This is a genomic window from Eubacterium sp. 1001713B170207_170306_E7 (assembly GCF_015547515.1).
Lineage (GTDB): Bacteria > Bacillota > Clostridia > Eubacteriales > Eubacteriaceae > Eubacterium.
This window is the reverse complement of sequence record NZ_JADMVE010000007.1, coordinates 118,270-140,944: the sequence shown is the minus strand read 5'-3', so window position 1 is coordinate 140,944 and position 22,675 is coordinate 118,270. Positions and strand designations below refer to the sequence as shown.

Below are 22,675 nucleotides of genomic sequence, written 5' to 3'. Positions count from 1 at the left end.
AGGGGCTTCTTTTTAGTCTCTCAGGTTTTTACGGTGGCGGTACAGGCCCATCGATATGAGGGCGGCGGCCAGCAGCAGGCCTGCTGCCACTGTGCCGGCCGGGCCGCCCAGCACGCCGGTCGAGACGCTGCCAGGCTGGGTGTTCTGGCCGGTCTGCGTATCCGGGATGTCCGGTGTGCCGGGGGATTCCGGCGTTTCCGGCTGAACCGGAGTGTCGGGATCCACAGGCTGGGCCGGCTCGGCCGCATCGCTGGTGTCGGCGGCCATGCGTTTAAAGACCAGTCCTGTCCCGGCCTGGGGCGAGGAGGCCAGCACGTAGTAGCTGCCCTGATAGGCCAGACCTCTGACATGGATCAGGGCGATATCTGCCAGGGGCTCTGCCAGAAAGCGGGCGCTGCCGTCGGCCGCGAGGCTTAGGGTGTCTCGGTATTCGGCGCTGCCGCTGCCGCCGATGGTGTAGCCTGTCATGAGCGCGCCGCTTTTAAGGCCGCCCGGGGTTGCCACGTCCTGCGGCGCGGCTGTGTTTTCTGGCAGCTGGCCTTTGATCCAGCGCTGGCCGTCGTAATACCAGGGCGTGTCGGAATTGGCTGTTTTTTGTTCGCCGTTTTCCAGATAGTCGTAGCTGTAATGGTTCATGACCAGCTGATCCCGGTTTTGGCCGCAGACGGCGATGGTGGGCTCGTAGGCGCAGGTGCCCTCAAGCATGGCTTCGTCGGCGGGCAGTGAAAGGGCCAGGGCGGTGGTCTCCCCGGTTTCGGGGTTCAGCGTCAGGAAGCTGTTGTCCGGTTCCCGGCTGACGCCGGCCAGCACGAGCTGGTCCTGATAGTTGATAAGGGCCGCTTTATAAATGGCGAGGTCGGACTGAAACGGACCCCTGGTCCAGCGGTTATCGGCTGGGTCGTAGCTGTAAAGGCCGGATTCATAGCCTTCCTTTGTCTCGTTCAAAAAGCCGCCGATCAGGTACAGCTTACCCTGCCAGGCGCAGACGTCCTGCAGAATATAGGGGGTCTCGGGCAGGTCGGGCAGCCGCTGCCAGCTGGCGGCCGCCGGATCATAGCACCAGAGCTCGGTGACGCACTTATCCCAGTCGCTCTCGATGAGCTGGTTTTCGTAGTTGATGTCGCCCACGGTCAGGTAGAGCTTCTGACCCACACCGGTTAAGATGCTTTTGGCTGTGCCCAGCCGCTGGAAGTAGGAGCCCTCGTAGCCCGGGGTGCCCGCATCGGGCAGGGGCAGGGTCTCGTACAACGACTGGACCGGGGTGGTCAGGGTCTTGTAGTTCCGTCCCCAGGCGTTATCGGGCCTTGTGATGCGCACCTCGGCCATATTGCCGGGGATTTCACCATTCACCACTGCGGTGATTTCGGTGTCGGACCAGCCGGTAACCTGGGCTGGCATGCCGTTCACGGTCACAATGCCGGCCGCGCTGCCAAAGAAATGACCGTCAAGGGTCAGGGTTTGGCCGTCCTGGCGGATCTGCCGCAGAACCGGATCGGGGTTTTGGCTGGCTTTTGCTGTGTCCAGGGCGCCGCCGCTCAGGCATTGGGCGTCCATATCCGCGTCCAGCCCCCGGTTCGCACCGCCCATGACCCGAGCGGCGATGGTGGCGGCGTCCTCGGTGGGGTGGGCCGCGCACAGCAGGGCCACGGATCCGGCTACGGCCGGGGCGGCCATGGAGGTACCAGACATGTTGGTGCAGGCCAGCTTTTCGCTGCCAATGCCCACGGCATCCAGCTCGATATGGCCGATGATCTCGGTGGTATCGCAGACATCAAAAACAATCTGGAAGGTGCCCTCCAGCCACTCTGGCTTCAGGCTGGCATGATAGTTCAGCCAGTCATCACCGCCGATGACCACGTAATTCTCCTCGACGCTTTCCCAGCCGGCGTTACAGGTCGCACCCAGCGGGTGCAGGGCCGTGTTTCCCTGGGCGTCGGTGGTGAGGATACTGGCACTGATAAAGCCCTGGACGTCCGGGCCATTGCCGGTAAAGGACAGGCTCATTTCCCTGTCTGTGCCAAGATTTTTAAGCGTAATGGGGGCTGAGATGATCCTGCTCCACGCATCGCCCTGGGTGGGCACTGACAGCACCCGGCTGCCGTAGACCGTGAGACTGCTGTCCTCACTGGGTGTGATGGCCCCGCCCATTTTATGGGGTTGTGAATCGTCGTAGGTATAAAAGCTCAGGGTCTTTCCGTCGCTGTCGGCCACGTCGGCGTGGTCGGTGGCGCCTGCTCCGGTTTCAAAGCCTGTGTACAGGACATTGTCACTGGCCAGCAGGGCGTTGTACTCGGCCTGTCCGGTGAGGATGGTGGACAGAATCTGGGTGCCGGGGGCATAGATATCGGTGCAGCGCTGGCCGTAATTGGAGAAAAGGCTGGCCTGACCGTACTCGTTCATGGCGTTGACGTTGATGGCCCAGGGGCTCTCGCCGAAGCTGATGCTGGTGCCAGCCACGTTGTCCGCGTCCTCATTGCTGTTGCCCGAGGCAAAAACAGAGACCACACCCTTTTGGCCCAGGGTGTTCACGGCCAGCCTCAGGGACTCGCCGTAGTAGGTGCCGCCCCAGGAATTGTTGACGGCTCTCAGGTTCACGCCCGCGTCCACAGCCCGGGACATATAGTCGTAGGCCTTGAGGGTGTCACTGTTGTAGGAGGTGCCGGTGTCATCGCCGTGGCGCAGGGCCATGAGCTTCACGCCGCCGGCCACACCGGCCACGCCCTGGCCGTCCCAGGCCGCGCCGATGATGCCTGCGCAGTGGGTGCCGTGGGTGTTGACCTCAGGGTTAGTGTCGGTGGTGTCTTTGTAAGCCCGGCAGACGTTGATGCCGTACCGGCCGCCGCCCATGGCGGTCAGGGCGGAATACTCGAGCCCCTGATCCCACATCTGGCTCTGGAGATCGGGATGGGTGTCGTCGATGCCGCTGTCCAGCACGGCCACCACCACGTCCTGGCCGGTAACGCCGCTGTCGTACACAGGCTGGACGTTTAAATCCGCGCCGGATCTGATGGGATTGTCAAGGGCCCACTGGAAATTGCTCAGGTCGGCCGCATTGGTAACACTGGTGCTTTCGGCCGCCGGGCTGGCTTCGGCGGCGGTGGTTTCATGATAAATGTAGTTGGGCTCGGCCAGGGTGACGGCCGGATTGTCCTGCAGCTGCCCGATCAGCTCCCCGGTGCTGCTGCCGTCCCGGGACCGGACCAGCACCAGGGTCTGTTCCTCCGTGTCGGCGGCAGAGCGCAGGCCATCGATCTGGGCTTCGGCGTTTGTGTTGTCCAAGGTCATGAGCGCTTCGGTTTCGTAGGCCGGAGCGGCGTTCCGCCCTAGAGCGTTCTGGCGATTTAAGGCGGCGGCGCCGCCCGTTACCAGTGCGATGGCCTCGCCGGAGACATAATCCTCCCCGGGCGTTCCGTCGCTTACAGGGTCGTCCGATTGTGCCAGCGCTGGGACAGGCACAGTGGAAAGCATAAAAATCAGGCTCAGAAGCAGAGCCCCTAATTTCTTTTTCACGTTCTTTCTCCTCTCGAAAAACATTTCTTTTTTTATTATACCATAAATTCCGGCCATCCCTGATACCGTTCACATCATATTTTGGCATTTCATCCCTCAACGGGCTGGGACAGGGCGTGAAAAACCCCCGGGGCCGTTTGGCCCCAGGGGTTCTGGGCTGCCTGTTGCCAGGATCAGCTGTTTTTGCGTTTGCGGTAGACGACGAAGCCGCCGCCGGCAGCGATGAGCAGGATGGCCGCGATGGCCAGGCTCATGCCGGCCGTGGTGTCGAACAGGCCGGTGCCGGCGTTTTTACCGCCGTTATGGTCTGTTGGCTGAACCGTCGGATTCGGGTTGACGCTGGGTTCAGGCTTTACCGTCGGGGTGGGCGTATCGCTGCCCGGGTCCGCGGCCGGGCCTGTGTAGTCCACAGTGGTGGCGCGGAATACCAGCGGCTCTGCGCTGTTTCCGGTATAGCCTAAAACGTAAAACTGGCTGCCCGAGGCCGCGCCGATGGTCTGGGTGGTTTTGGTCTGGCTGTAGAGCCGGGTGGCGTCGCCGGACCAGACGCCGTCCCGGAAGCTCCAGGTATCCAGCATTCCATCTGTGCCGAGCCCGCTTACCGGGCCCACGCCGATCATGCCGTGATTGACCGTGCCAAAGGCGCAGTCCAGGGTCTGGCTTTTGTCAAAGGCCGGATTGTCAACCAGGAATTGATCTGGATGCTCGGTCCAGGCTGTGCCGTCAAAGCTCAGGGTATTGGCATAGGTGACTGGTTCCGGGCTCATTATACCATTGGTTCCGCCGCGCACCATGAGGGTGCTGCCCGAGGCCGAGACCATCGCGCTGCTGCGCCCCTGGGGCATGTCGGGCAGGCTTCCGGTGGTCTTGCCTGTCTGTGGATTGACCACCTTGACACTGGCCTTGGCCTGGCCGCTGATGCCTGACCCTTCTTCATTCGTAAAGGTGTTGCCTCCGACGGCCAGCAGCTGGTCTTTATAAACCACCAGCCGTTCGCTGCCGTCCAGATCCTCTGCCCTGACGGTTGTCCAGGAGCTGCTCCCAGGATCATAGGTTCCGATTTTCACAAGACCTTCCCCGCCTTCCTGAATATTGTACAGGAAATAGAATTTTGTCTTGCCCCCGGTCAGGGAATAGAGCGTGTCCACTTTCATAAAGTTGCCTTCCTCCGGCAGGGCAATGCTCTCTGGGCTCCAGGTTCCGGATGAAATGTCGTAAAGGGACAGGTGCAGCGCGTCGGTTTCCAGCATTGCGCCCAGATAGGCGATTTTGCTGTCGGTGGCGGCCATGGCGGTGGGGATTAAATCCGCTGATCTCAGCGGATAGCCGCTGCTCTCGCCCAGCTTAAGATCCGGCGCGGTCAGGGTCGTGTAATTTCTGGTGCCGGCGCTGATCGCGAAGCTGGCCCGGCCGTATTTTGTTTCTTCCCCGGGTCTGGTGACCATTACTTCCCGCTCGCCGGTCAGGCCCTCGGGCAGGGTGAAGGTAATGCTGTTATCCGACCAGCCGTTTTCCACAATGGCCGCCGGCTGTCCTGCCACGGTCACAGCGCCTTGGGCGCTGCCGAAGAAATAGCCGCTGAGGGTGGCCATGCCGTTCTCGATTTTCAGGTCATTGAGCACGGGCACGCACTGGCTCTGGTCAAAGGCGGCCCCGAAATCCACAAAGCCGTCGGACACGGACATGTTGACCAGGTCCTGGGCCTCGGCACGGTTGACCCCGCCCTTGATACGGGCGCAGATTTCTGCCGCGTGGCCGGCCCGGGTGGCCTGGCTGTCAAAGGTGGCGGACAGCAGGGCGGCCATGCCGGCGACCACCGGCGTCGCCATGGAGGTTCCGTCGGAATAGAAATAATCCGAAGCTTTTTTGCCAAAGCCCAGGTCGTCCAGCCGGAACAGGGCACTCTTACTGTCGTCCCTGCCGCTCATGACACCCGGCTGGTCCTCGGACGCGGGCATGGGCACCAGACGCAGCGTCACTTTGCTGCTTGGGTCTGTGCTGCCGTACTGGCCGAAATCGGGCAGATTCACCTCCTGGCTTGACTGGGTCCAGTTGTGGTCGTACATACGCAGGCGTGCCGGGAGATAATCGGTGGGTTGTCCAGCTTCATCCGTTGACAGCACCTGGGTGGAGTTGATGCCGGTCCATTCTCCGGCGGCGTTCTGGTACTGGACCAGAAGGGTCTGGCCGTACATGGCGTTATCGCAGCCGCCCTGGAAGGCCATGTAGAAAGGGCTGCTCCGGTCAATCCCCGCCAGGTCGCTCCGGTTAAAAACCAGCTCGATGGCAAAGCCCTGCCCGTTTTCGATTTTGTCCAGAGACAGCTGAAGCCCCTTGTCACTGGCGTAACCGGGCGATAAGGCGCTGCCTGTCACGTTCTCCACGATATTTCCCTGGGCGTCCAGGAGGCGCATGCCCACCTTCGGGTCGGCTCCCTCAAAATCCTCGTAGAAATAATTGTCGGCAGCGTCCTGCAGCTGCGGCAGGTACTGGGCTGGCATGGTGTGCAAATTCATGGCGAAGCCTTTTGTGTTGGTGGTGGTGGCGGATAAAATCTGGCTGCCCGGGGCAAAGACGTCCACGGTCTTCTCACCATAGCAGGAGAAGCCGCTGCGGTAGCCCTCGCTGTCCATGGCACCGACACGGATGGCGTAGGGGCTGCTGATATTGCCGCCGCTGTTCAGGTCGTTGTTGGTGTTGGAATTGCCCGCCGCGAAGCAGGAAACCACGCCGAACTCCTGGCCGATAGCGGTGACCGCGGTGGAAACCGAGCGCAGCTCACGGCCGGCATAATTGCCGGGGCCCCAGGAATTATTGACGGCGGCTACCTTGACGCCGTCTTTGGCCGCTGCCTGAATGTAGGCATAGCCCTTGATGGCCGCGTCCACTGTGCCCACGTTGCCGCTGCCCAGAAAGCGCACGGCCATGATCTTGACGGCAGGACTTACACCGGCCACGCCGAGGCTGTTATTCCACCGGGCGCCAATAATGCCCGCGCAGTGGGTGCCGTGGCCCACGCTGGTATCCATGGGGTCATTGGTTCCCCGTTCGCCCTCCAGGCCGCCCACTGCGTTGTAGCCATAGGTCCCGCCGCCCATTTGGGTGAGCGGCTCATGGTTCATACCCTCGTTCCACATGACTTCCTTGAGATCCGGGTGGTTGTAATCCACGCCGCTGTCCAGCACCGCCACCACGGGGGTGTTATCGGTACCGGCCTTTGACCAGGCCTCCACAGCGTTGATGTCAACAGCGGGGTTGGGCGCTGCCGGAGCCTTGTTGTTGAGCTGATTTCTCAAGGCCCACTGGTAAGCATAGCCCGGGTCTGTGGGCTCGCCTGTGGTGTAGGCCTCCACATAGTAGTTGGGCTCCGCAAAGTCCACATTGGGGTTGCTCTCCAGCTCGGCGATGAGACTCCCGGTATCCTGGCCGCTCCGGACCAGCACCAGGCTCCTGCCGGCTTCCACCGCCGCGCTGCGCAGCAGGGGGCTGCCTGTATCGGCGGACGTGGCGGTGTCCTCCACGGTCATGAGCTCCTCGGTCTCATAGGCCGGGGCCGCGCTGCGGCCAAGGGCGTTCGGGCTTCTCAGGGCCTGGGCGCCGCCCTTTACATAGACGATGGCCTCGCCCTCGGCGTAGTCCACGCCGGGTGTTCCGTAATCTGCCGGGGTCTCCTCCTGGGCCAGCGCTCCTGCCGGCACGGTGGAAAAGACCAAAAGCAGGCTCAGCAGGATGCCTGAAATTCGCTTTTTCATAAGGTTTTCCTCTCACTTTTTATTTCGAATAAGTTTATTATACCACACTTTTCACGTAATGCTTATTACCGTTTACATGGAAATATGACCATTCGTCATTCCGGGGCGGCTTTACCGGGCTCTGACAAATTTTCCCTCAAAGGCCTTTTCGGTGCGTCCCTCCTGTTTTTCACTCTCATACAGGTACAGGGTTTCGCCCTCGATTTCGTAGCGGCGCTCAAGGCTGTTATCACCGCCCAGGTCCATCAAGGTTTCCGCCTCCATGCCGCCGCCGGAAAAGCCCGTGACCTTAAAAGTAATTTTGCCGTTGTCCACGGTATACTGTCCGCTGACCGTGGTGGCTGAGGCCTGTTCGTTTTTCGGCTCGATCCGCTCCTCAAAGGTGCCGTCCGGCTCCAGGCTCAGGCGGTAATCGCTCTGGTCGGTTCCGGCTGTGGTCTCCTCACGCCAGTCGCCGGCAACGCTTCCGGATCCGGCGGTGCAGGCCGCCAGCGCCAGGCAGGCCGCCAGGATCATCATTCCAATTAATACTTTTTTCATGTTTCTTTCCTCCTCTTTGCTTCTGTCCCTTTATGGGTACAGATCATACTGATTTTGGTGATAAACACCCCTTTTTCGCAGTGGTATTCCACATGGCCGTAGTGGGCATCCACAATGCTCTGGACGCTCTGCAGCCCAAGGCTCTGCCGTCCGTTCTGTTTGGTGTGCCGGAGCTCTGCGGTGGTCAGGGCTGTTTTTGAGGCGGCCACGTCCGCGCTGTTTTTCAGGATAATGACCAGGGAGCTTTCCACAGAACCGACCCTCAGATCAATAAAGCCTCTGGAATCCTCCATCTCCCGGCAGGCGTTAAAGGCGTTTTCCAGAATGTTGGAGAACAGAACCGTAAGATCCACCTGGCTGATGCCCGGCTCCGGTTCCAGTCTGACCCTCGCGCTCAGCCGGATGCCGCTTTCCGCGCATTTTGCCCGGTAATACTGATAGATGCTGTTAAAAATATAGTTGTCTGAGACCTGCACCATGGCCTCGGACCGGACGCGGTCGTCGTAGGCGCGGATATAATCCTGAATGGCCCCGGTATTGCCGCCTTCGGCCAGCTCGCCGATGAGCCGCAGATGGTGCCGCACATCGTGCCGGATCAGCCGGGCGTTCTCCAGATTGCCGACGATATTCCGGTAGTTGAGCTCCTCGAGCTGGATCTGGTGCTCCAGCTGGCGGGCTTTCTCCTCGGTTTCACGGGTTTTGTTCATCTGCCCGGCGGTGTAGAAAAAGACGCCAAAGGCCCCGAACACGCACAGGGTCAGGCAGTAAAACACAAAGACCACAGTGTCAAAATCAAAGGTCACCTGGGTGTAGCTGGCGCTGTAGAGCAGCAGCATGACAATGATGGTCAGGCACAGGTAGCGGCTGGTTTTGGTGTCCATCACCCGCAGCACCGGACAGACCATGCGGCGCATGAACAAAAGCAGCGGCGGCAGGGTCAGAACCTCGACCAGCAGGATAATGTAGATGGAGCCCCCCTGCAGCATAACGCCCCTCTCCAGAGCGTCCGACCAGAAGGGCACACTGCCGAAGCGCACCAGAAAAAGGTTGGCGCAGGAGGCCGCAAAAACCGCGTAGGCAAAGCCCATGGAAAAAACCAGCAGCTTTTTGACCACCGTGCTGCGCACGCAGAACAGAAACAGCCCAAAGCACAAAAGCAGGGAGATGTAGAAAAGCAGGCTGTTGCCGCTGAAGGCCGACTCGTAGTCCTGGCCGTGAAGCTGTTCGTTCCAGATCCAGGCCAGGGTCTGGAGTATTGAGAGCAGCAGCATGGCGGCCGCGTTCAGGCCTGCCAGCCTTCCTGCCGGCAGGCGGTAGTCCTCTGGATCAAAGGCCAGGTAGCACAGGGCCGCCACCGGCGCCACCTGCACCCAGAAGCCCAGAAAATAACGGATAAAAAGGTTGGATTCCAGCACCGGCCTCAGCTCCCCTCGATCTGTGAAAATTGATAATCATAGAATTTTTTCCGAATCTCCGCCTTGTTTTTCCGGCTGATGGCGTACTCCTCACCATTTTTGAGCACGCAGTAATCCCCCTCCACAAGCTCGATGTAGCCCAGGCTGGCGATGAGGCCCCTGCGGATGAGCAGAAAACGCCCGGGGTCCAGCTGTTTTTCGATTTCCTTGAGCGGATAATAGGCGCTGATCACTCCGGTTTTCGTGTAAACGCTGGTTTCGTTGCCCACGGTCTTAATGTACAAAATGCCCGCCTCCACGACTTTCACCTCGTCGCGGCCGCGTTTGATCACGATGTGCCGCGGCGCGGCCTTCCGGCTTTTCATACACTGCTCAAAGATCCTCTGCACCTGGTCCGGCGACGGCGGCTTGAGCAGGTAGTCCATGGCCCTGACCTCATAGGATTCGGCGGCAAACTCGTTGGAGCAGGTTAAAAACACGATCTGCGCCGTCTCGCTCTGGCTCCGGATTTCCCGCGCCAGTGCGATGCCTGAGGCTCCGCCCATAAAGATATCCATAAAGACCAGGTCTGGAACCCCTGTCCCAAGCCAGGCTCTGCAGGCCAGGGCGCTGTCGCAGACCTCCAGCACACAGTCCTCCGGGCAGGCCTCTGCGGCGGCGGCAATGCAGGCGCGGGCTTCTTCCATGTCTTCGATATTGTCTTCACACAGTAAAATTTTCATCAACCGTCACTCCATTTCTGTTCATGGCTTCATTATAACAAATCTTAGTTTAAAAAGCATTAATGAAGTGACAAACGCTTTAGAAATACATTTTCGGCTCTTGCTCTGCCCGCATATAGGAACTGCCCGGCCGCGCCGGATTAAAAAAGACAGATGCGCGGGCCGCATCTGTCTAAAGGGCATAAAAGGTTCTAACGTGATTTTCTTCTCCGGCAGAGGTAAGCGCCGCCAAAGATGAGGGCCAGTGCCGCCAGGCAGATCATGCCGGCGTACTGCGGGGTTTCAAGAATACCGGTGAGCACATTGCCCGTGGTTTTGCCGCCCCCGTCAAGCGGAGTGGCGCCGCTGCCGTTATCCGTTGTTCCGCCGCCCGGTGCCGCTTCCTTTTCCAGGGCAATGGCGTAGGTGCCGTTGAGCACAGCGGTGTCCACATTCAGCACTGTGCCAGCCTTTTCGGTTTCGGTGGCGCGCAGGGCCTTTGTCTGGGCTGCCGGCGCGGCCGCGGTGGTGGCAAGGGGCGTAAGGCTGCCGTCCTCATTCACGAGGTGCACGCCGGTTTTGGCGGCGTCGTAGCCCTCGGGCAGCGGGAAGCTCATGGCAACCGTGCGGCCCTGGGGCAGGGTCAGCGGCTGGTGATCACTGTTCAGGGTTTTTACCTGGTACAGGGTAAAGGCCTTGAAGCTGTTTTTAAGATTGGTCCGGGCCGCTTCTGGCAGGGCGGATTCCTCCAGAGCGGTGGCGCTGAAGGTGGCGCCCGGCGGCAGCAGGTCCCCGGTGCCGGTTATGGTGACCTGATTGTCGGACAACACTTTGATCACCTTAAAGCTTAAGGTGTACTGGGCTCCGCTGTTGCCCCTCGGCTGGGAGGTGGTATCAATGGTAACCACGCTGTCCGGAGAAATCGGTGTCCCCTCGGTATAGGCTGCGCCGTCCACACTCAGGCTGGCCGTGCCGTTCTGGACACTGCTGGTCAGGGCGATCTGCTGGGTATTATCCGGCAGTACCACTGGCGCGCTGAAATCGGTGACGGTCTGGCTTCCCAGGCTCTGGCCGTCCTGGCCAAGGCTTTCCACATTCAGGGTGACCGCCGGGGCGGCGTCCTTATCCACGGTAAAGGCCTTGATCATGGCGTTGCCGAAGTTGACGGTTTCGTCGCCGCTTGGTATTAATGGCATATCGATCATATCCGACCAGGCCATCCGGCCGTCCTGCTCAGCCCCGTAGATATAGCTCTGTCCCGGCTCGATTTTGGCAATGGCCTGAATCCTGCCGCCGCTGGCCTGCTCCAGCTCGCCGCTGTAGCCCATCTCGATGGGCAGGTAGCCGCCACTTCTGCCGGTGATGGTCTCGACCACGGCAAAACGTTCGCCGGCCTTCAGCTCAACCGGGGTATCCAGCGCGATGGTGTGGTAACCGCCGTAGGTGGGATAAGCCGTTGTCCTGGAGAGGGCTTCCCCGGCGTTTGAGAGATCGGCGCCGGCGGCCAGCCTGTAGATTTCAACGTCCACCTGGCTGTCTGTGTCCACGGTGATGGCAGACACGGCCTTTAAAACCTCGTCTTTTTCCGCGGTAAAGACGTTGGCGACTTTACTGCCTGCAAGGCCCGCGCTCGGTGGAAGCGAAGAAAAGGATTTGTAACCTAAGTAGTCATACTGATAGTTGTTGTCATAGCTGAACAGACCGTTTTCCTCCACGTCCACCTGGTAGGAGCTGAACTCGGTGATGGTCTGGTCGTAGTAGGAGATGTAGAAGTACCCCTCGGCGTCCACCCAGTCATCTCCGCCAGTACCGGGGCCCCAGCTGTTCTTAATGATCCAGGCGCCGTTCAGCTTATTGCCGCTCTCATCCGTCGGCTTGATGATAAAGTTGTCCGCCGGATAGCTGTCGTCCCATCCCACAACAGAGACCTCATGGTTGGCGCTGATCTTCTGGGGGCTGTACTGGGCATGCTCTTTGGTGTTGAAAATCTGGCCCGCTTCCCCTTCCTGTCCCGGAAGGCTTTTGCCAGCGTAATAGGACACGTCCAGCACGCCGTTTTCCATGAGGGCCTGCTTGATGATCTTCTGGGCCTGGGCGTCAAAGCTGTAGTTGTCCTCAGCGTCAAAGATACCCGTTTCAGGCAGGTAGTCCACGTTCTGCACATGCACCTCGTCGTTGTCCGGATTCCGCAGGCTTTCCGGCAGGCTCCAGTCACCTGGTTCGTCTGGGGTTCCCAGCTCACCGGCAGTGTTGACATAGGGCACCAGCGTCTCAGCCACCGGGCCGAACCAGGCTGTGGTATCGGCCGTGGCCATCTGGCGGCGTCCCCCAAAGTTCATGGCGATGGGCTGGTTCGCAACCACCCGGTAACCCTCACCCTCATATGGCTGGAAGGTAAACCAGGCCATATAGTGCTCGGAGTAGTCCAAAGAACCAGCATTGCCCGCGCCCTGCCGGACCGCGTTGGACTCAATGCTGGAGGTGTTGCCAAAGGACCAGCAGGAGCCCCAGGGATTCTGGTTTCGGATACCGGTCACAAGGCCTTGCTCCCGCAGGTCATATTTTTCCGGCAGCTGGGCTTCCCGGCTTCTGGGCGCAATGCCGTTGGTATCCTGGGGCAGAGTGTAATAGGACGAATCCAGCCCCGCGGGCAGACGCCCGCCGTCGTAGCTTTCAATGCCGCTGGTGTCTACCGGAACTTCCGGGGCCGCCAGCGCAGTGGGACCGGTAAAGGCTGCAAAGCTCAGGGTTACGCCCAGGGCGGCGGCGAGCGCGTGCCGCCTCAGGGCTTTCACATTTGGTAACTTTTTCATACATTTCCTCCATTCGTGCAAGTATGTGTTTTAATTATAACTCAAACGCCATGGTTTGTGTCATACCGTTTAAATCCAAAAGGCGACCGTTTAAATACTGGTGGCGCTGAACACCCGCAACCCATCTGCTTTTTCAGCTGCCGGTATGACGAACGGTCGTATTTATGATGTAAATGGTCGCACCGCCTTATCCTGAGAGCTTAAATTCCAACCAATTTGTGTTATAATATTGAGTAGAATACAAATGATTGGGGAGGATTGCTTATGAATCAAATTGCTGTATGTGATGATTTAAAACAGGATTTTTATGCCCTGAAGAAACTCATCCAACGCTTCCTGTATGATTATGACCTGGAGTACGACATCATGGGCTTTGAAACCGCCGAGGCCTTTCTCGAGGCCTATGAGCCTGGAAAATACGCTGTGATTTTTCTGGACATGATACTGCCCGGCATGAGCGGCATTGATCTGGCCCACCATATCCGGCAGAGAGAGCCCCAATGCCAGCTTATTTTTACAACGGTCAGCAGCGATTACGCCCTCGACGGCTACCGGGCCGGGGCGCTGGATTACCTGCTCAAGCCCGTCTGCTACCAGCATCTGATTGAAGCCCTCACCCGGTGCGATTTTGACGCCGCTCCGAAGATGGTTCCCATCTCGCTGATCAACGACCAAGGCACCACCCTCATCCGGGCGGCGCGTATCCTGTTCGCCGAGATTTTCGGCAACCACCTGATGATCCATACCAACAGCACGGTCATGAAAACCTACCTGGCCCTGTCTGCCTTTGAGCAGCGGCTGCCTCCGGACACCTTTGTCCGGGTATCCCGTTCCCACCTTGTCAACATGCGCGCCATTGTGGAGATCGAGGGCGATTCCGTGCTTCTGGTAAACGGCGAGCGGGTAGCTGTGAGCCGCCGCCGTAAAAAGACCGTCCGGCAGACCTTCAACGATTTTCTGATCCGGACAGGCAGGTTGTTCCCATGCGGCTGAAAACCGGACTCCTGCTCCTCCTGCTCATTTTTGTCTGCCCGCCCCTTTGCCGGGCGCAGGCCCAGTCTCCTGCGCCGGACGCAGTGGCCACGGCCGAAGCGCTGTCCCAATGGCTCGAGAGCCATCAGGATACCGGCGGCAGTCTGCGCCTGGAGGCCGATATCGAATGGAACGGCTACCAGAGCGTTCAGGCCGGGGCGCCCGTCACCATTGACGCCGGGCCCTACCGCATTCACCTGAACCACCGGTCCTACCTCGGCCTGGCCGGCCCGGTCACGGTTGAGGGGGCTCCCCTGCCCGGAAACGCGCTCTTTGACACCGAGGCCGTCTCCCAGCTTTCCCTGGACGATGGCGCCGCGGTCAGCGTCCAAGGGGACGGCACAGTGGCTGTCCGCACGCGCTGGGACCAGGGCTTCGTCTCCTACGCCGGAACCGTCCGGGCGGCCGGAGCCGGAGCCACGGCCATCGAGGTGCTGGACGGCACCCTGAGCTTCAGCTATGCACGGATCAGCGCCGAGGGCGATAACGCCGCCTGTGTCGACGCCACCCGGGGAAGCGCTGACATCCTCTTTTCCATTCTCGAGGCTGACGGCAGCGGCTCGGCCTCGCTGCGCTCCGGCCCGGACGCTGTTGTGGACGCTTCCCGCTGCCAGCCAGCGCCTGAAAACGCTGTTGTGATCCCGGCCAGCCGCCACGGGCTCTCCATTTCCACCGGGTCCGGCGGTTATCTCTACCACCGGAGTATTCTGGACAAAGCGCCCCTGCCCCGGCGTATCAACCTGGTCTTTGGCCCGGCCGGCGGTCTGCCGGAACGCTGCCTTCCCCTGTACTGGACACCGGACACCCATGCCCTGCCCGGCGTTCCGGGCCGGTACAGCGTCTCCGGCAGCCTGGACCTGCCCGGGGATTTCGCGCAGCTGCTGGAGGGCTTTCAGCCCGTACTCGACGTACAGCTGGTCGACCCCGCCAGGCCATACCTCATGCCCATGTACCGGTACTCCTCCTCCGGCGTATACGCGATCGGTTATTTTGAAACCCTCTACGCCCACGACCACCACGAAGCCCTCTACATCAGCCAGGACCTGGGAAAGAGCTGGCATTACACGCCCCCCGGCGATGATACGGCCGACAGCTTTATCACCTACAACCACCTGTCGCTCCAGTTCAAAAATTACTTTGAGCCCGGACAGACCTACCTCTTAAAAATGGAAGCCGAAAGCCCGGATATCTCCGGTGTCTCCAATATTCTGGAGCTTTACCTGTCCCCGGACGGCGAGCTCCGGATTGATGATTTCAACGGCGACCGCGACTTTTCCGACCGGGGAGACAACGTGGTCACGCCCACCCCTGCCCTGCCGGACAGCCCGCCGGACACGGTGTCCGAGGCTGCAGACCCGCCTGTAACCTACAGCCACAGCCAGCTCCTTGACCTGGCCGCCGCCAATCCGGAAACCCTGACCTTTTTCGGCAGTGGTATCCAGGCCTCTGTGTCTTCACAGGCTCTGACGGCAGCGGTTTCCGGGGAAAACGACACCCTGACCGTTTACTGCACGCCCCTCGGCGGCGGACGCTACCAGATCGCGTTCATCAAAAACGGAACCGAAGCCGCAGCCTTTTCAGCAGCACCCCTGCGGGTGCGGATCAACTGCCGCCTGCGGGAAAACGAGACCCCGGACCAGCTCAGCTTCAAAACCGGGGACGGCGCCGCCGCCAGCATTGTATCCTATGATGAAAAGACCAGCCAGCTTGAGCTTCTGGTCACCGCACCCGGCATTTATACCCTGAGCTCCACCTGGACAGAACCGTCAGCCCCCCCGGCCCCGGCGGAGCCCGGCCTGGCCGGAGAGCTGACCACCGTGGCACTGCTGGCTCTTGCCGCCGCTGTTCTCGTCCTGCTGCACCGGCGGTCCAAAAAAAGGAGTGCATCTTGAAAAAACACGCCCTGCATTCATTCCTGCTGCCTGTTCTGGCAGCGGCGGCGCTGGCCTTTGGCCTCTTTACCGCCAGCGCGACCTTCAACAACAAATATACCGCCCCAGGCCCCGGTACCACCGGCGGCGTCACACGCCTGACGGCCCCGGACCTGTCGGACAGCCAGGCTGTTTTTCTCGCCAGAGGCTGGGAGTTTTACCAATACCAGTACCTGACCCCTGAGCGTCTTTCCCAGGACAAGCCGCTGCCCAATGCCCTCATCACCATCGGCCAGGCTCAGGGTTTTGATCTGGGCGCCGAGGAGCCCCACGGCAGTGCCACCTACCGGCAGACCCTGCTTCTGGACAGCGCCCTGGCCGGAACCGCCCTGTTTCTTGAGGTGCCGGAGGTCTACGGCTCCTATGCGCTTTATATAAACGGCGTCCTCTCGGCCGAATCCGGGGATGACGGCGCCGCTGTCCGGATGGTGTCCCTGCCCCGGGGCACTGAAAAAATTGAGCTGCTGCTGGCTGTTTCCGACGACCACCATTTTTACAGCGGCCTGACCTATCCGCCTGCCCTGGGCACCGCGAACGCCCTGAACCTGCTGTGGCTCAAGCGGCTGGCCGCCACTCTTTTTGCCGGCTGCACCGCCCTGCTGGCCGGTGTTTTCTACCTGGTGCTCGGGCTGAAAACAAGGGCCTTTTCCACCCTGGTTCCCTATGGCCTGCTCTGTCTGGCGTTTATCGGGGCCTCGGGCTACCCCCTTGTCCATATGCTGGCCCCAGGCGGCGAATTCTGGTACAGCCTGGAGCATCTGTGCGGCTACCTGCAGTTCCTGCTGCTTCTGCTGGTCTGTGGGCAACTGTGCGGGCTGTCCCTTAAAAAACAGGCGCCGGCTCTGGCCGCTGCTGGGCTCATCTGCCTGGCTGTTGTGCTCTTTCCCCTGTGGGGTAGCGCGGGAACCCTGAAAACCCTGACGGGCTTCAGCCTGCTCATCGACTTTTATAAATGGGGCGTGGTCTTGTACCTCGCGGCAGCGCTCCTTACCGGAAACCCGGAACCCGGCTGGCAGCAGACTGCTCTGGGCTGCGGCCTGGCGGTCTTTGCCGCCGCCCTGGTCTGCGACCGCCTCTACCCGCTGTACGAGCCCATTGTGGGCGGCTGGATGGTGGAGGCCGCTGTGTTTATCTTTATCCTGATTCTGGCAGCTATCCTCCTTGCTCAGAGCGCCCACGCCTTCCTTGAGGTTTACCGGCTGAGGACCCAGAACCATTATACTCAGCTCCAGCTGCGGCTGGAGGAAAACCGCTATTCGGAGCTCAAGGAGAGCATTGAGGCCACTGCCCGCCTCCGCCACGACCTGCGCCAGCATTACCGTCTCATGCGGCACTGCCTGGACTGCAGCGATTACGAGGGGCTTCGGGACTACCTCGACGCCTGCTCTGGTTCCATTCCGCAGGGTCCCTCCTCTGTGTACTGCGCCCACCGCAGCGCCAGCCTCATCATCGCCCACTACCTGGATACGGCAAAGGCCCTGGGCTGGCCGGCTGCCTGCCGCGCGGTGCTGCCCCAGACCGTGCCCTTTTCCGACACCGACCTCTGCGTGCTCCTGGGCAACGCCCTGGAAAACGCCGTGGATGCCTGCCGGGATACCCGAGAGCCTTTCCTGGACCTGAGCATCTCCATAAGAAACAGCCGCTATCTGGTCATTATCCTGACCAACCGGTGCCGTCCCGGCGCCGTGCCCCCGCCGGGACACTCCTCCAAGGGCGGCCGCCACTGCGGCATCGGCCTGACCAGCATGGCCGCCATCGCCGAAAAATACCAGGGCACCCTGCGTTATGAGGTTCAGGATAGTGTCTTTACCCTGTCGGTCATTCTTCACTCCGGCGTGCCCCTTTCCTGATTTTTCAGCAATCCATTTGACCTCCTGTGCTATAATAAATTTATTATGCACAGGAGGTTTATTATGATCCAGAACCGTATCCTTTTAGTTGAAGACGACACAAGCCTCATTGACGGGCTCGAATATACCCTGGTCAAAAACGGCTTTGCCATCCGCATTGCCCGGACCGTGCAGGAGGCCCTGGCCCTTTTCGGCCAGGAGTCCTTTGATCTGCTGCTGCTGGACCTCACCCTGCCCGACGGCACCGGCTTTGACATCTGCCGCAGCGTCCGCCGCCGCTCCGAGGTGCCCATCATATTCCTGACCGCTTCCGACGAGGAGGTCAACGTGGTCATGGGCCTGGACATCGGCGGCGACGACTACATCACCAAGCCCTTTAATCTGGGCGAGCTGGTCTCCCGGATAAAGGCTCTGCTGCGCCGGGCCAGAAGCCTTCAGTCCACCACCCTTGAGAGCCGGGGCATTGCCGTGGACCTGCTGCGGGGCAGCGCGGCCAAAAACGGCCGTCCCCTGGAGCTCACCGCCGCCGAGCAGCGCCTGCTGGTGCTGTTTTTACAGAACCCCGGCCTGGTGCTGAGCCGGAGCACCATTCTCGAGCGCCTTTGGGACAGCTCCGGTGATTTTGTGGACGACAACACCCTCTCCGTCTATATAAGACGCCTGCGCAGCAAGATCGAGGACGATCCCAACCGTCCCAGCCTGCTGGTCACCGTGCGCGGCATGGGCTATAAATGGCAGGCAGCGGGTCCGGAGGCCGGAGCATGAGCGCCATTCTCAGCAACCGGGACATCCGGCGTTTTTATCTGGCCCTCGGTGCCGCGGCCGGGTTGCTGCTGCTCGTGGGGCAGCTCATGGCCTTTTCCCTCTTTGGCAGCACCCGGAGCGCCCTGTACAGCCGGGATACTGAGCTGGCCGGCGCCCTGCTCGACAAGGGACTGCCCGCCGCCGAGGTGGCCGCGGTCTTTACCCAGGACCTCAGCGCGGGAGAGGGGGAGGCCGGGGCCGCCCTGCTGGCCCAGGCCGGCTATACGCCGGACACCCCGTCCGCCTACCTGCCTTTTCTGTCTGCCTTCCGGCACAGCGGCATGCTCACGCTGCTGGCCTACGGCCTGCTTTTCACCCTCTGCGCCGCAGCGCTCAGCGGGCTGTACTTCCAGGCCCAGCAGCGCACCATCACCCGGGCCGGCTGCCAGCTTAAGCGCTTTATGGGCGGCTGCACCGAAGCCCGGCTGGAGGACAGCGCCGAGGGCAGCCTGTACCGTCTCTTTGGGGACATCAACAGCCTTGCCACCTCCCTCACCGCCCACCTCGATACCGAGAAAAAGGCAAAGGCCTTCCTCAAGGACACCCTTTCCGACATTTCCCATCAGCTGAAAACACCTCTGGCCGCCCTGAGAATGTACAACGAGATCCTGCAGGCAGACGGAACGGACCCGGCTGTGCTGGCCCGCTTTACCGGCAAGGCCGCCGCCTCTCTGGACCGCATGGAAACCCTGATCCAGAACCTGCTGAAGATCACCCGTCTGGACGCGGGCGCCATCACCCTGAAGCCAGACCTGCTGCCCGTCCAAACCATGATGGACGCCCTGCGCCTCAGCTTTGAGACCAGGGCCCGGCGCGAGCAGAAAGCCCTGCGCTTTTCCGGAGACCCGTCCCTGAGGCTTCTTTACGACCCCGACTGGCTCACCGAGGCCGTCAGCAACCTGATCAAAAACGCCCTCGACCACACCCGCGCCGGCGGCTGTATCACAGTTAGCTGGGATACCAGCCCGGCCCTCACCCGCATCACGGTACAGGATGACGGCAGCGGCATTGCCCCCGAGGATATCCACCATATCTTCAAGCGCTTTTACCGCAGCCGCTTCTCCCAGGATACCCAGGGCGCCGGGCTGGGGCTCCCGCTGGCCCGGGCCGTTACCGAGGCCCACAGCGGCACGCTCTCGGTGGAGAGCCGCCCCGGACAGGGCGCTCTGTTTACCATGACTTTTTTGAAGATGACAGAATTGTAAGCTTGCCGACACCTGCCCGTAAGCTCACCGTGTTATCCTGACAGCAGATCAAGAAAGGTGGTAAACAGTATGAACCTGCTTACAGTAAAAAAACTGACCAAAACCTACGGAGACGGCAACGCCCGGGTCGAAGCCCTGAAAAACGTCTCCTTTAACATCGCCAAAGGCGAATTCGTGGCCGTGGTGGGCGAATCCGGCTCCGGAAAGACCACGCTGTTCAACACCCTCGGCGCGCTGGACACCCCCACACAGGGGCAGATCCTCATCGACGGCAAGGATATCTTCTCCATGAAGGAGGAGCAGCTCACCGTTTTCCGAAGACGCAGCATTGGCTTTATCTTCCAGTCCTACAACCTGATCCCCGAGCTCAATGTGGAGCAGAACATCATCTTCCCCCTTTTGCTCGACTACCAGAAGCCCGATCAGGCCTATGTGGAGGAGCTGCTGACCGTACTCGGGCTGAAGGACCGCCGGAGCCATCTGCCCCGGCAGCTCTCCGGCGGACAGCAGCAGCGCGTGGCCATCGGCCGGGCCCTCATCACCCGCCCCATGCTCATTCTGGCCGATGAGCCCACCGGCAACCTGGACAGCAAAAACAGCCGCGAGGTCATCTCCCTGCTCAAATCGACCTCACGCCGCTACCGTCAGACCATTCTCATGATCACCCACAACCCGGCCATCGCCCAGCAGGCCGACCGGGTGCTCCAGGTCTCCGACGGCATACTCACCGATCTGGGAGGTGCCCGGCAATGAAAAGCTATCTCGATCTCATCCCCCAGTACGCAAGGGCGCACCGGAAGAAAAACCGGATCACCGTGCTCTGTATCACCATTGCGGTCTGCCTGGTCACAGCCATCTTCGGCATGGCCGACATGGCTATCCGGGCCGAGGTGGACCGGGCCATCCGGGAGGTCGGCAATTTTCATGTGATCCTTAAAGACCTGGACGCAGCCGCCGGCCAGATGATCAGCCTCCGGCCCGACGTGGCCGTTTCCGGCCAGCTCACCGCCGCTGCCAGCACAGCCCTGGACGGCAAAGAACTTCTGCTCCAGGGCAGCAGCGAAGCCCTCGCACAGGAGATGGGCCTCACGGTAAACGAAGGAAGCTTTCCAATGCAGCCGGGCGAGGCCCTCATCGACCGTCAGGCCCTGGAGCAGCTGGGCCTGTCCATCGGCGACACAATCACCACTGAGGCGGTGGGCGGCCCGCCGGTCACCTTCACCATCAGCGGCGTCTTCAATGATTTTTCCGCCCTCAAATCAAAAGACCGCCACGCTGCCTTTTTCAACGAAGCCGGCATCCAGGCCCTTTCGGGCCGGGATACCCAGTCCGCCTGTTATGTCCAGTTCAAAAGCCCCCTTGACATCCGTCCCGGCATCGCGGATATTCAGGCCACCTACGGCCTGTCCCCGGACCAGATACAGGAAAACCAGCGTCTCCTGGGGCTTTACGGCGTCAGCGGCGATCCCTACGCCTATTCCCTTTACGGCATCGCGCTGGTGCTTTTCCTGCTCGTGCTGACCGCAGGCACCATCATGATTTCCAGCAGCTTTAACATCAGCGTTCTGGAGCGGACCCGGTTCTTTGGCCTGCTGCGCTGCCTGGGCGCGTCGAAAAAGCAGGTGCGCCGGTACGTGCGCCGCGAAAGCCTTGGCTTCAGCCTGCGGGGCATCCCTCTGGGGCTGCTTGCCGGCACGGTCATTATCTGGATCTGCTGCGCGGTGGTGGGGCATTTCAACCCGACCTTTTACGGCGGCCTGCCCCTGTTTCAGCTCAGCCCCATCGGCCTGGCCGCCGGCGTTGTCGTCGGCTTCCTGACCGTATTCCTGGCGGCCATGTCCCCCTGTAAAAAAGCGTCAGGGGTTTCTCCCCTGAACGCGGTTACCGGCAATCTGGAAAGCAGCCGGCCCAGGGTGCACAGGGCGGCCCGGACCAGCCGCCTGCCCGTGGAGCTGGCCATGGGCGCCAGCCACGCCTTTGGAAACCGGAAAAATATGGCCCTCATGGCTGCCTCCTTTGCCATCAGCATTATCCTCTTTCTGTCCTTCACGGTATTCATCGACTTTATGTCCCATGCCATGCGCCCCCTCAAGCCAAGCACGCCGGACATCACCGTGGCGCTGGAGCAGGAAGGCCTTTATCTGCCCGATGAGCTGGTTGCCCAGCTGGCCGCCGTTCCGGGCGTCGAGCGGGTTTTTGGCCGGAAGTACGCCCCGCTGCCCCAGGAGGGCGGCCCGGACCTCAGCCTGATCTCCTACGAGGATCAGCAGCTTGACTGGGCTGGGGCCACTCTGGTAGACGGCAGCCTTGACACGATCCGCGAAAAGCCGGATACGGTGCTGGTCAGCTATGACAACGGCCAGGGCTGGACCACCGGCGACACCATCACCCTGGCACTGCCCGGCGGCTCCAGAACCGTCACCGTGGGCGGGGTGCTCTCCTCCCTGCCCTTTAACGCCGGGGACAGCGGCGAAATCCTCATCAGCTCCGAGGCTGCCTTTGACCATCTCGTGGGCCGCCAGGGCTATACAGTCATCGACCTGCAGGTCGGCGACGCCGCGGGCAGCAGCACCATCGACGCGGTCAACGCCCTGGTCCAGTCCGCCGAAAAGACCCACAGCGGTACCCCGGGCTATGACATCGCCGTGGCCGATTCCAGGCAGAGCAATCAGGAGGCCCGCTCCGCCTTTTACACCATGTCCACCTTTGTTTACGGCTTTCTGTTCATCATTGCCCTGATCACCGTGTTCAATATCATCAACAGCATGAACATCAGCGTCTCCAGCCGCATGGGCCAGTACGGCGTCATGCGCGCGGTGGGTATGTCCGGCCGGCAGCTGGTGCGGATGGTCGCCTCCGAGTCTGCCGCCTACGCTCTGGCAGGCTGCGCGGCCGGCACAGTTCTGGGCCTGCCCCTGCACGCCTTTCTCTACGGCCAGATGATCACCGCCCGCTGGGGCGACGCCTGGGCCCTGCCCTGGCTGCCTCTGGCCATCATCATCGGCTTAGCCCTGGCCACGACCCTTTTGTCCATCATCGGCCCAACCCAAAAAATCCGCCGTATGGACATCGTGGATGTCGTCAACGCGGAATAGAAATAATGGAGAATACAGAATTGAGAA

At 60.9% G+C, this 22,675-nt stretch carries 13 protein-coding genes; 7 read left to right on the top strand and 6 right to left on the bottom strand.

Going from position 1 to position 22,675, the window contains the following annotated elements; genetic code table 11:
* Positions 1 to 12: 12 nt before the first annotated feature.
* The 6 genes from I2B62_RS16650 to I2B62_RS16625 form a co-directional block, all read right to left on the bottom strand.
* Positions 13 to 3,510, bottom strand: coding sequence for a S8 family serine peptidase (locus I2B62_RS16650; RefSeq protein ID WP_195270168.1), 3,498 nt, complete (start codon positions 3,508 to 3,510; stop codon positions 13 to 15).
* A 173-nt stretch (positions 3,511 to 3,683) separates the two neighbouring features.
* Entirely contained in the window at positions 3,684 to 7,262 is a 3,579-nt protein-coding gene (locus tag I2B62_RS16645) for a S8 family serine peptidase (protein ID WP_195270167.1), read from the bottom strand.
* A 111-nt stretch (positions 7,263 to 7,373) separates the two neighbouring features.
* Positions 7,374 to 7,802 carry a hypothetical protein gene (locus tag I2B62_RS16640; RefSeq protein WP_195270166.1) on the bottom strand — a complete coding sequence of 143 codons (429 nt, stop codon included), beginning with the start codon at positions 7,800 to 7,802 and terminating at the stop codon, positions 7,374 to 7,376.
* Entirely contained in the window at positions 7,799 to 9,217 is a 1,419-nt protein-coding gene (locus I2B62_RS16635) for a sensor histidine kinase (protein ID WP_195270165.1), read from the bottom strand. Before I2B62_RS16635 ends, I2B62_RS16640 begins: the two co-directional genes overlap by 4 nt.
* Before the next feature lie 5 nt (positions 9,218 to 9,222).
* Positions 9,223 to 9,939, bottom strand: a complete 717-nt coding sequence (locus I2B62_RS16630; RefSeq protein WP_195270164.1) for a LytTR family DNA-binding domain-containing protein — start codon at positions 9,937 to 9,939, stop codon at positions 9,223 to 9,225.
* A gap of 191 nt (positions 9,940 to 10,130) precedes the next feature.
* Positions 10,131 to 12,731, bottom strand: a complete 2,601-nt coding sequence (locus I2B62_RS16625; RefSeq protein WP_195270163.1) for a lectin like domain-containing protein — start codon at positions 12,729 to 12,731, stop codon at positions 10,131 to 10,133.
* Positions 12,732 to 12,995: 264 nt separating this feature from the next.
* Here I2B62_RS16625 and I2B62_RS16620 point away from each other — a divergent pair, with 264 nt between their 5' ends.
* The 7 genes from I2B62_RS16620 to I2B62_RS16590 all read left to right on the top strand — a co-directional run bounded on the left by I2B62_RS16620 (position 12,996) and on the right by I2B62_RS16590 (position 22,648).
* A complete protein-coding gene (locus I2B62_RS16620) occupies positions 12,996 to 13,724 on the top strand; it encodes a LytTR family DNA-binding domain-containing protein (RefSeq protein WP_195270162.1) in 729 nt (242 codons plus the stop codon).
* Positions 13,715 to 15,655, top strand: coding sequence for a hypothetical protein (locus I2B62_RS16615; RefSeq protein ID WP_195270161.1), 1,941 nt, complete (start codon positions 13,715 to 13,717; stop codon positions 15,653 to 15,655). The genes I2B62_RS16620 and I2B62_RS16615 overlap by 10 nt, the downstream gene beginning before the upstream one ends.
* Positions 15,652 to 17,544, top strand: a complete 1,893-nt coding sequence (locus tag I2B62_RS16610; RefSeq protein WP_195270160.1) for an ATP-binding protein — start codon at positions 15,652 to 15,654, stop codon at positions 17,542 to 17,544. Before I2B62_RS16615 ends, I2B62_RS16610 begins: the two co-directional genes overlap by 4 nt.
* A 63-nt stretch (positions 17,545 to 17,607) precedes the next feature.
* Positions 17,608 to 18,309 carry a response regulator transcription factor gene (locus tag I2B62_RS16605; RefSeq protein ID WP_195270159.1) on the top strand — a complete coding sequence of 234 codons (702 nt, stop codon included), beginning with the start codon at positions 17,608 to 17,610 and terminating at the stop codon, positions 18,307 to 18,309.
* On the top strand, positions 18,306 to 19,553 hold the full coding sequence (locus I2B62_RS16600) for a HAMP domain-containing sensor histidine kinase (protein ID WP_195270158.1): 1,248 nt from the start codon (positions 18,306 to 18,308) through the stop codon (positions 19,551 to 19,553). Before I2B62_RS16605 ends, I2B62_RS16600 begins: the two co-directional genes overlap by 4 nt.
* 69 nt (positions 19,554 to 19,622) lie before the next feature.
* On the top strand, positions 19,623 to 20,306 hold the full coding sequence (locus I2B62_RS16595) for an ABC transporter ATP-binding protein (protein ID WP_195270157.1): 684 nt from the start codon (positions 19,623 to 19,625) through the stop codon (positions 20,304 to 20,306).
* Positions 20,303 to 22,648, top strand: coding sequence for an FtsX-like permease family protein (locus I2B62_RS16590; RefSeq protein WP_195270156.1), 2,346 nt, complete (start codon positions 20,303 to 20,305; stop codon positions 22,646 to 22,648). Before I2B62_RS16595 ends, I2B62_RS16590 begins: the two co-directional genes overlap by 4 nt.
* Positions 22,649 to 22,675: the final 27 nt, after the last annotated feature.

What these genes read in the sequence shown, in the direction of transcription:
- I2B62_RS16615 (WP_195270161.1), top strand. Translation starts at nt 13,715, where the DNA reads ATGCGGCTGAAAACCGGACTCCTGCTCCTCCTGCTCATTTTTGTCTGC.
- I2B62_RS16625 (WP_195270163.1), bottom strand. Translation starts at nt 12,731, where the DNA reads ATGAAAAAGTTACCAAATGTGAAAGCCCTGAGGCGGCACGCGCTCGCC.
- I2B62_RS16600 (WP_195270158.1), top strand. Translation starts at nt 18,306, where the DNA reads ATGAGCGCCATTCTCAGCAACCGGGACATCCGGCGTTTTTATCTGGCC.
- I2B62_RS16645 (WP_195270167.1), bottom strand. Translation starts at nt 7,262, where the DNA reads ATGAAAAAGCGAATTTCAGGCATCCTGCTGAGCCTGCTTTTGGTCTTT.
- I2B62_RS16620 (WP_195270162.1), top strand. Translation starts at nt 12,996, where the DNA reads ATGAATCAAATTGCTGTATGTGATGATTTAAAACAGGATTTTTATGCC.
- I2B62_RS16590 (WP_195270156.1), top strand. Translation starts at nt 20,303, where the DNA reads ATGAAAAGCTATCTCGATCTCATCCCCCAGTACGCAAGGGCGCACCGG.
- I2B62_RS16595 (WP_195270157.1), top strand. Translation starts at nt 19,623, where the DNA reads ATGAACCTGCTTACAGTAAAAAAACTGACCAAAACCTACGGAGACGGC.
- I2B62_RS16630 (WP_195270164.1), bottom strand. Translation starts at nt 9,939, where the DNA reads ATGAAAATTTTACTGTGTGAAGACAATATCGAAGACATGGAAGAAGCC.
- I2B62_RS16605 (WP_195270159.1), top strand. Translation starts at nt 17,608, where the DNA reads ATGATCCAGAACCGTATCCTTTTAGTTGAAGACGACACAAGCCTCATT.
- I2B62_RS16640 (WP_195270166.1), bottom strand. Translation starts at nt 7,802, where the DNA reads ATGAAAAAAGTATTAATTGGAATGATGATCCTGGCGGCCTGCCTGGCG.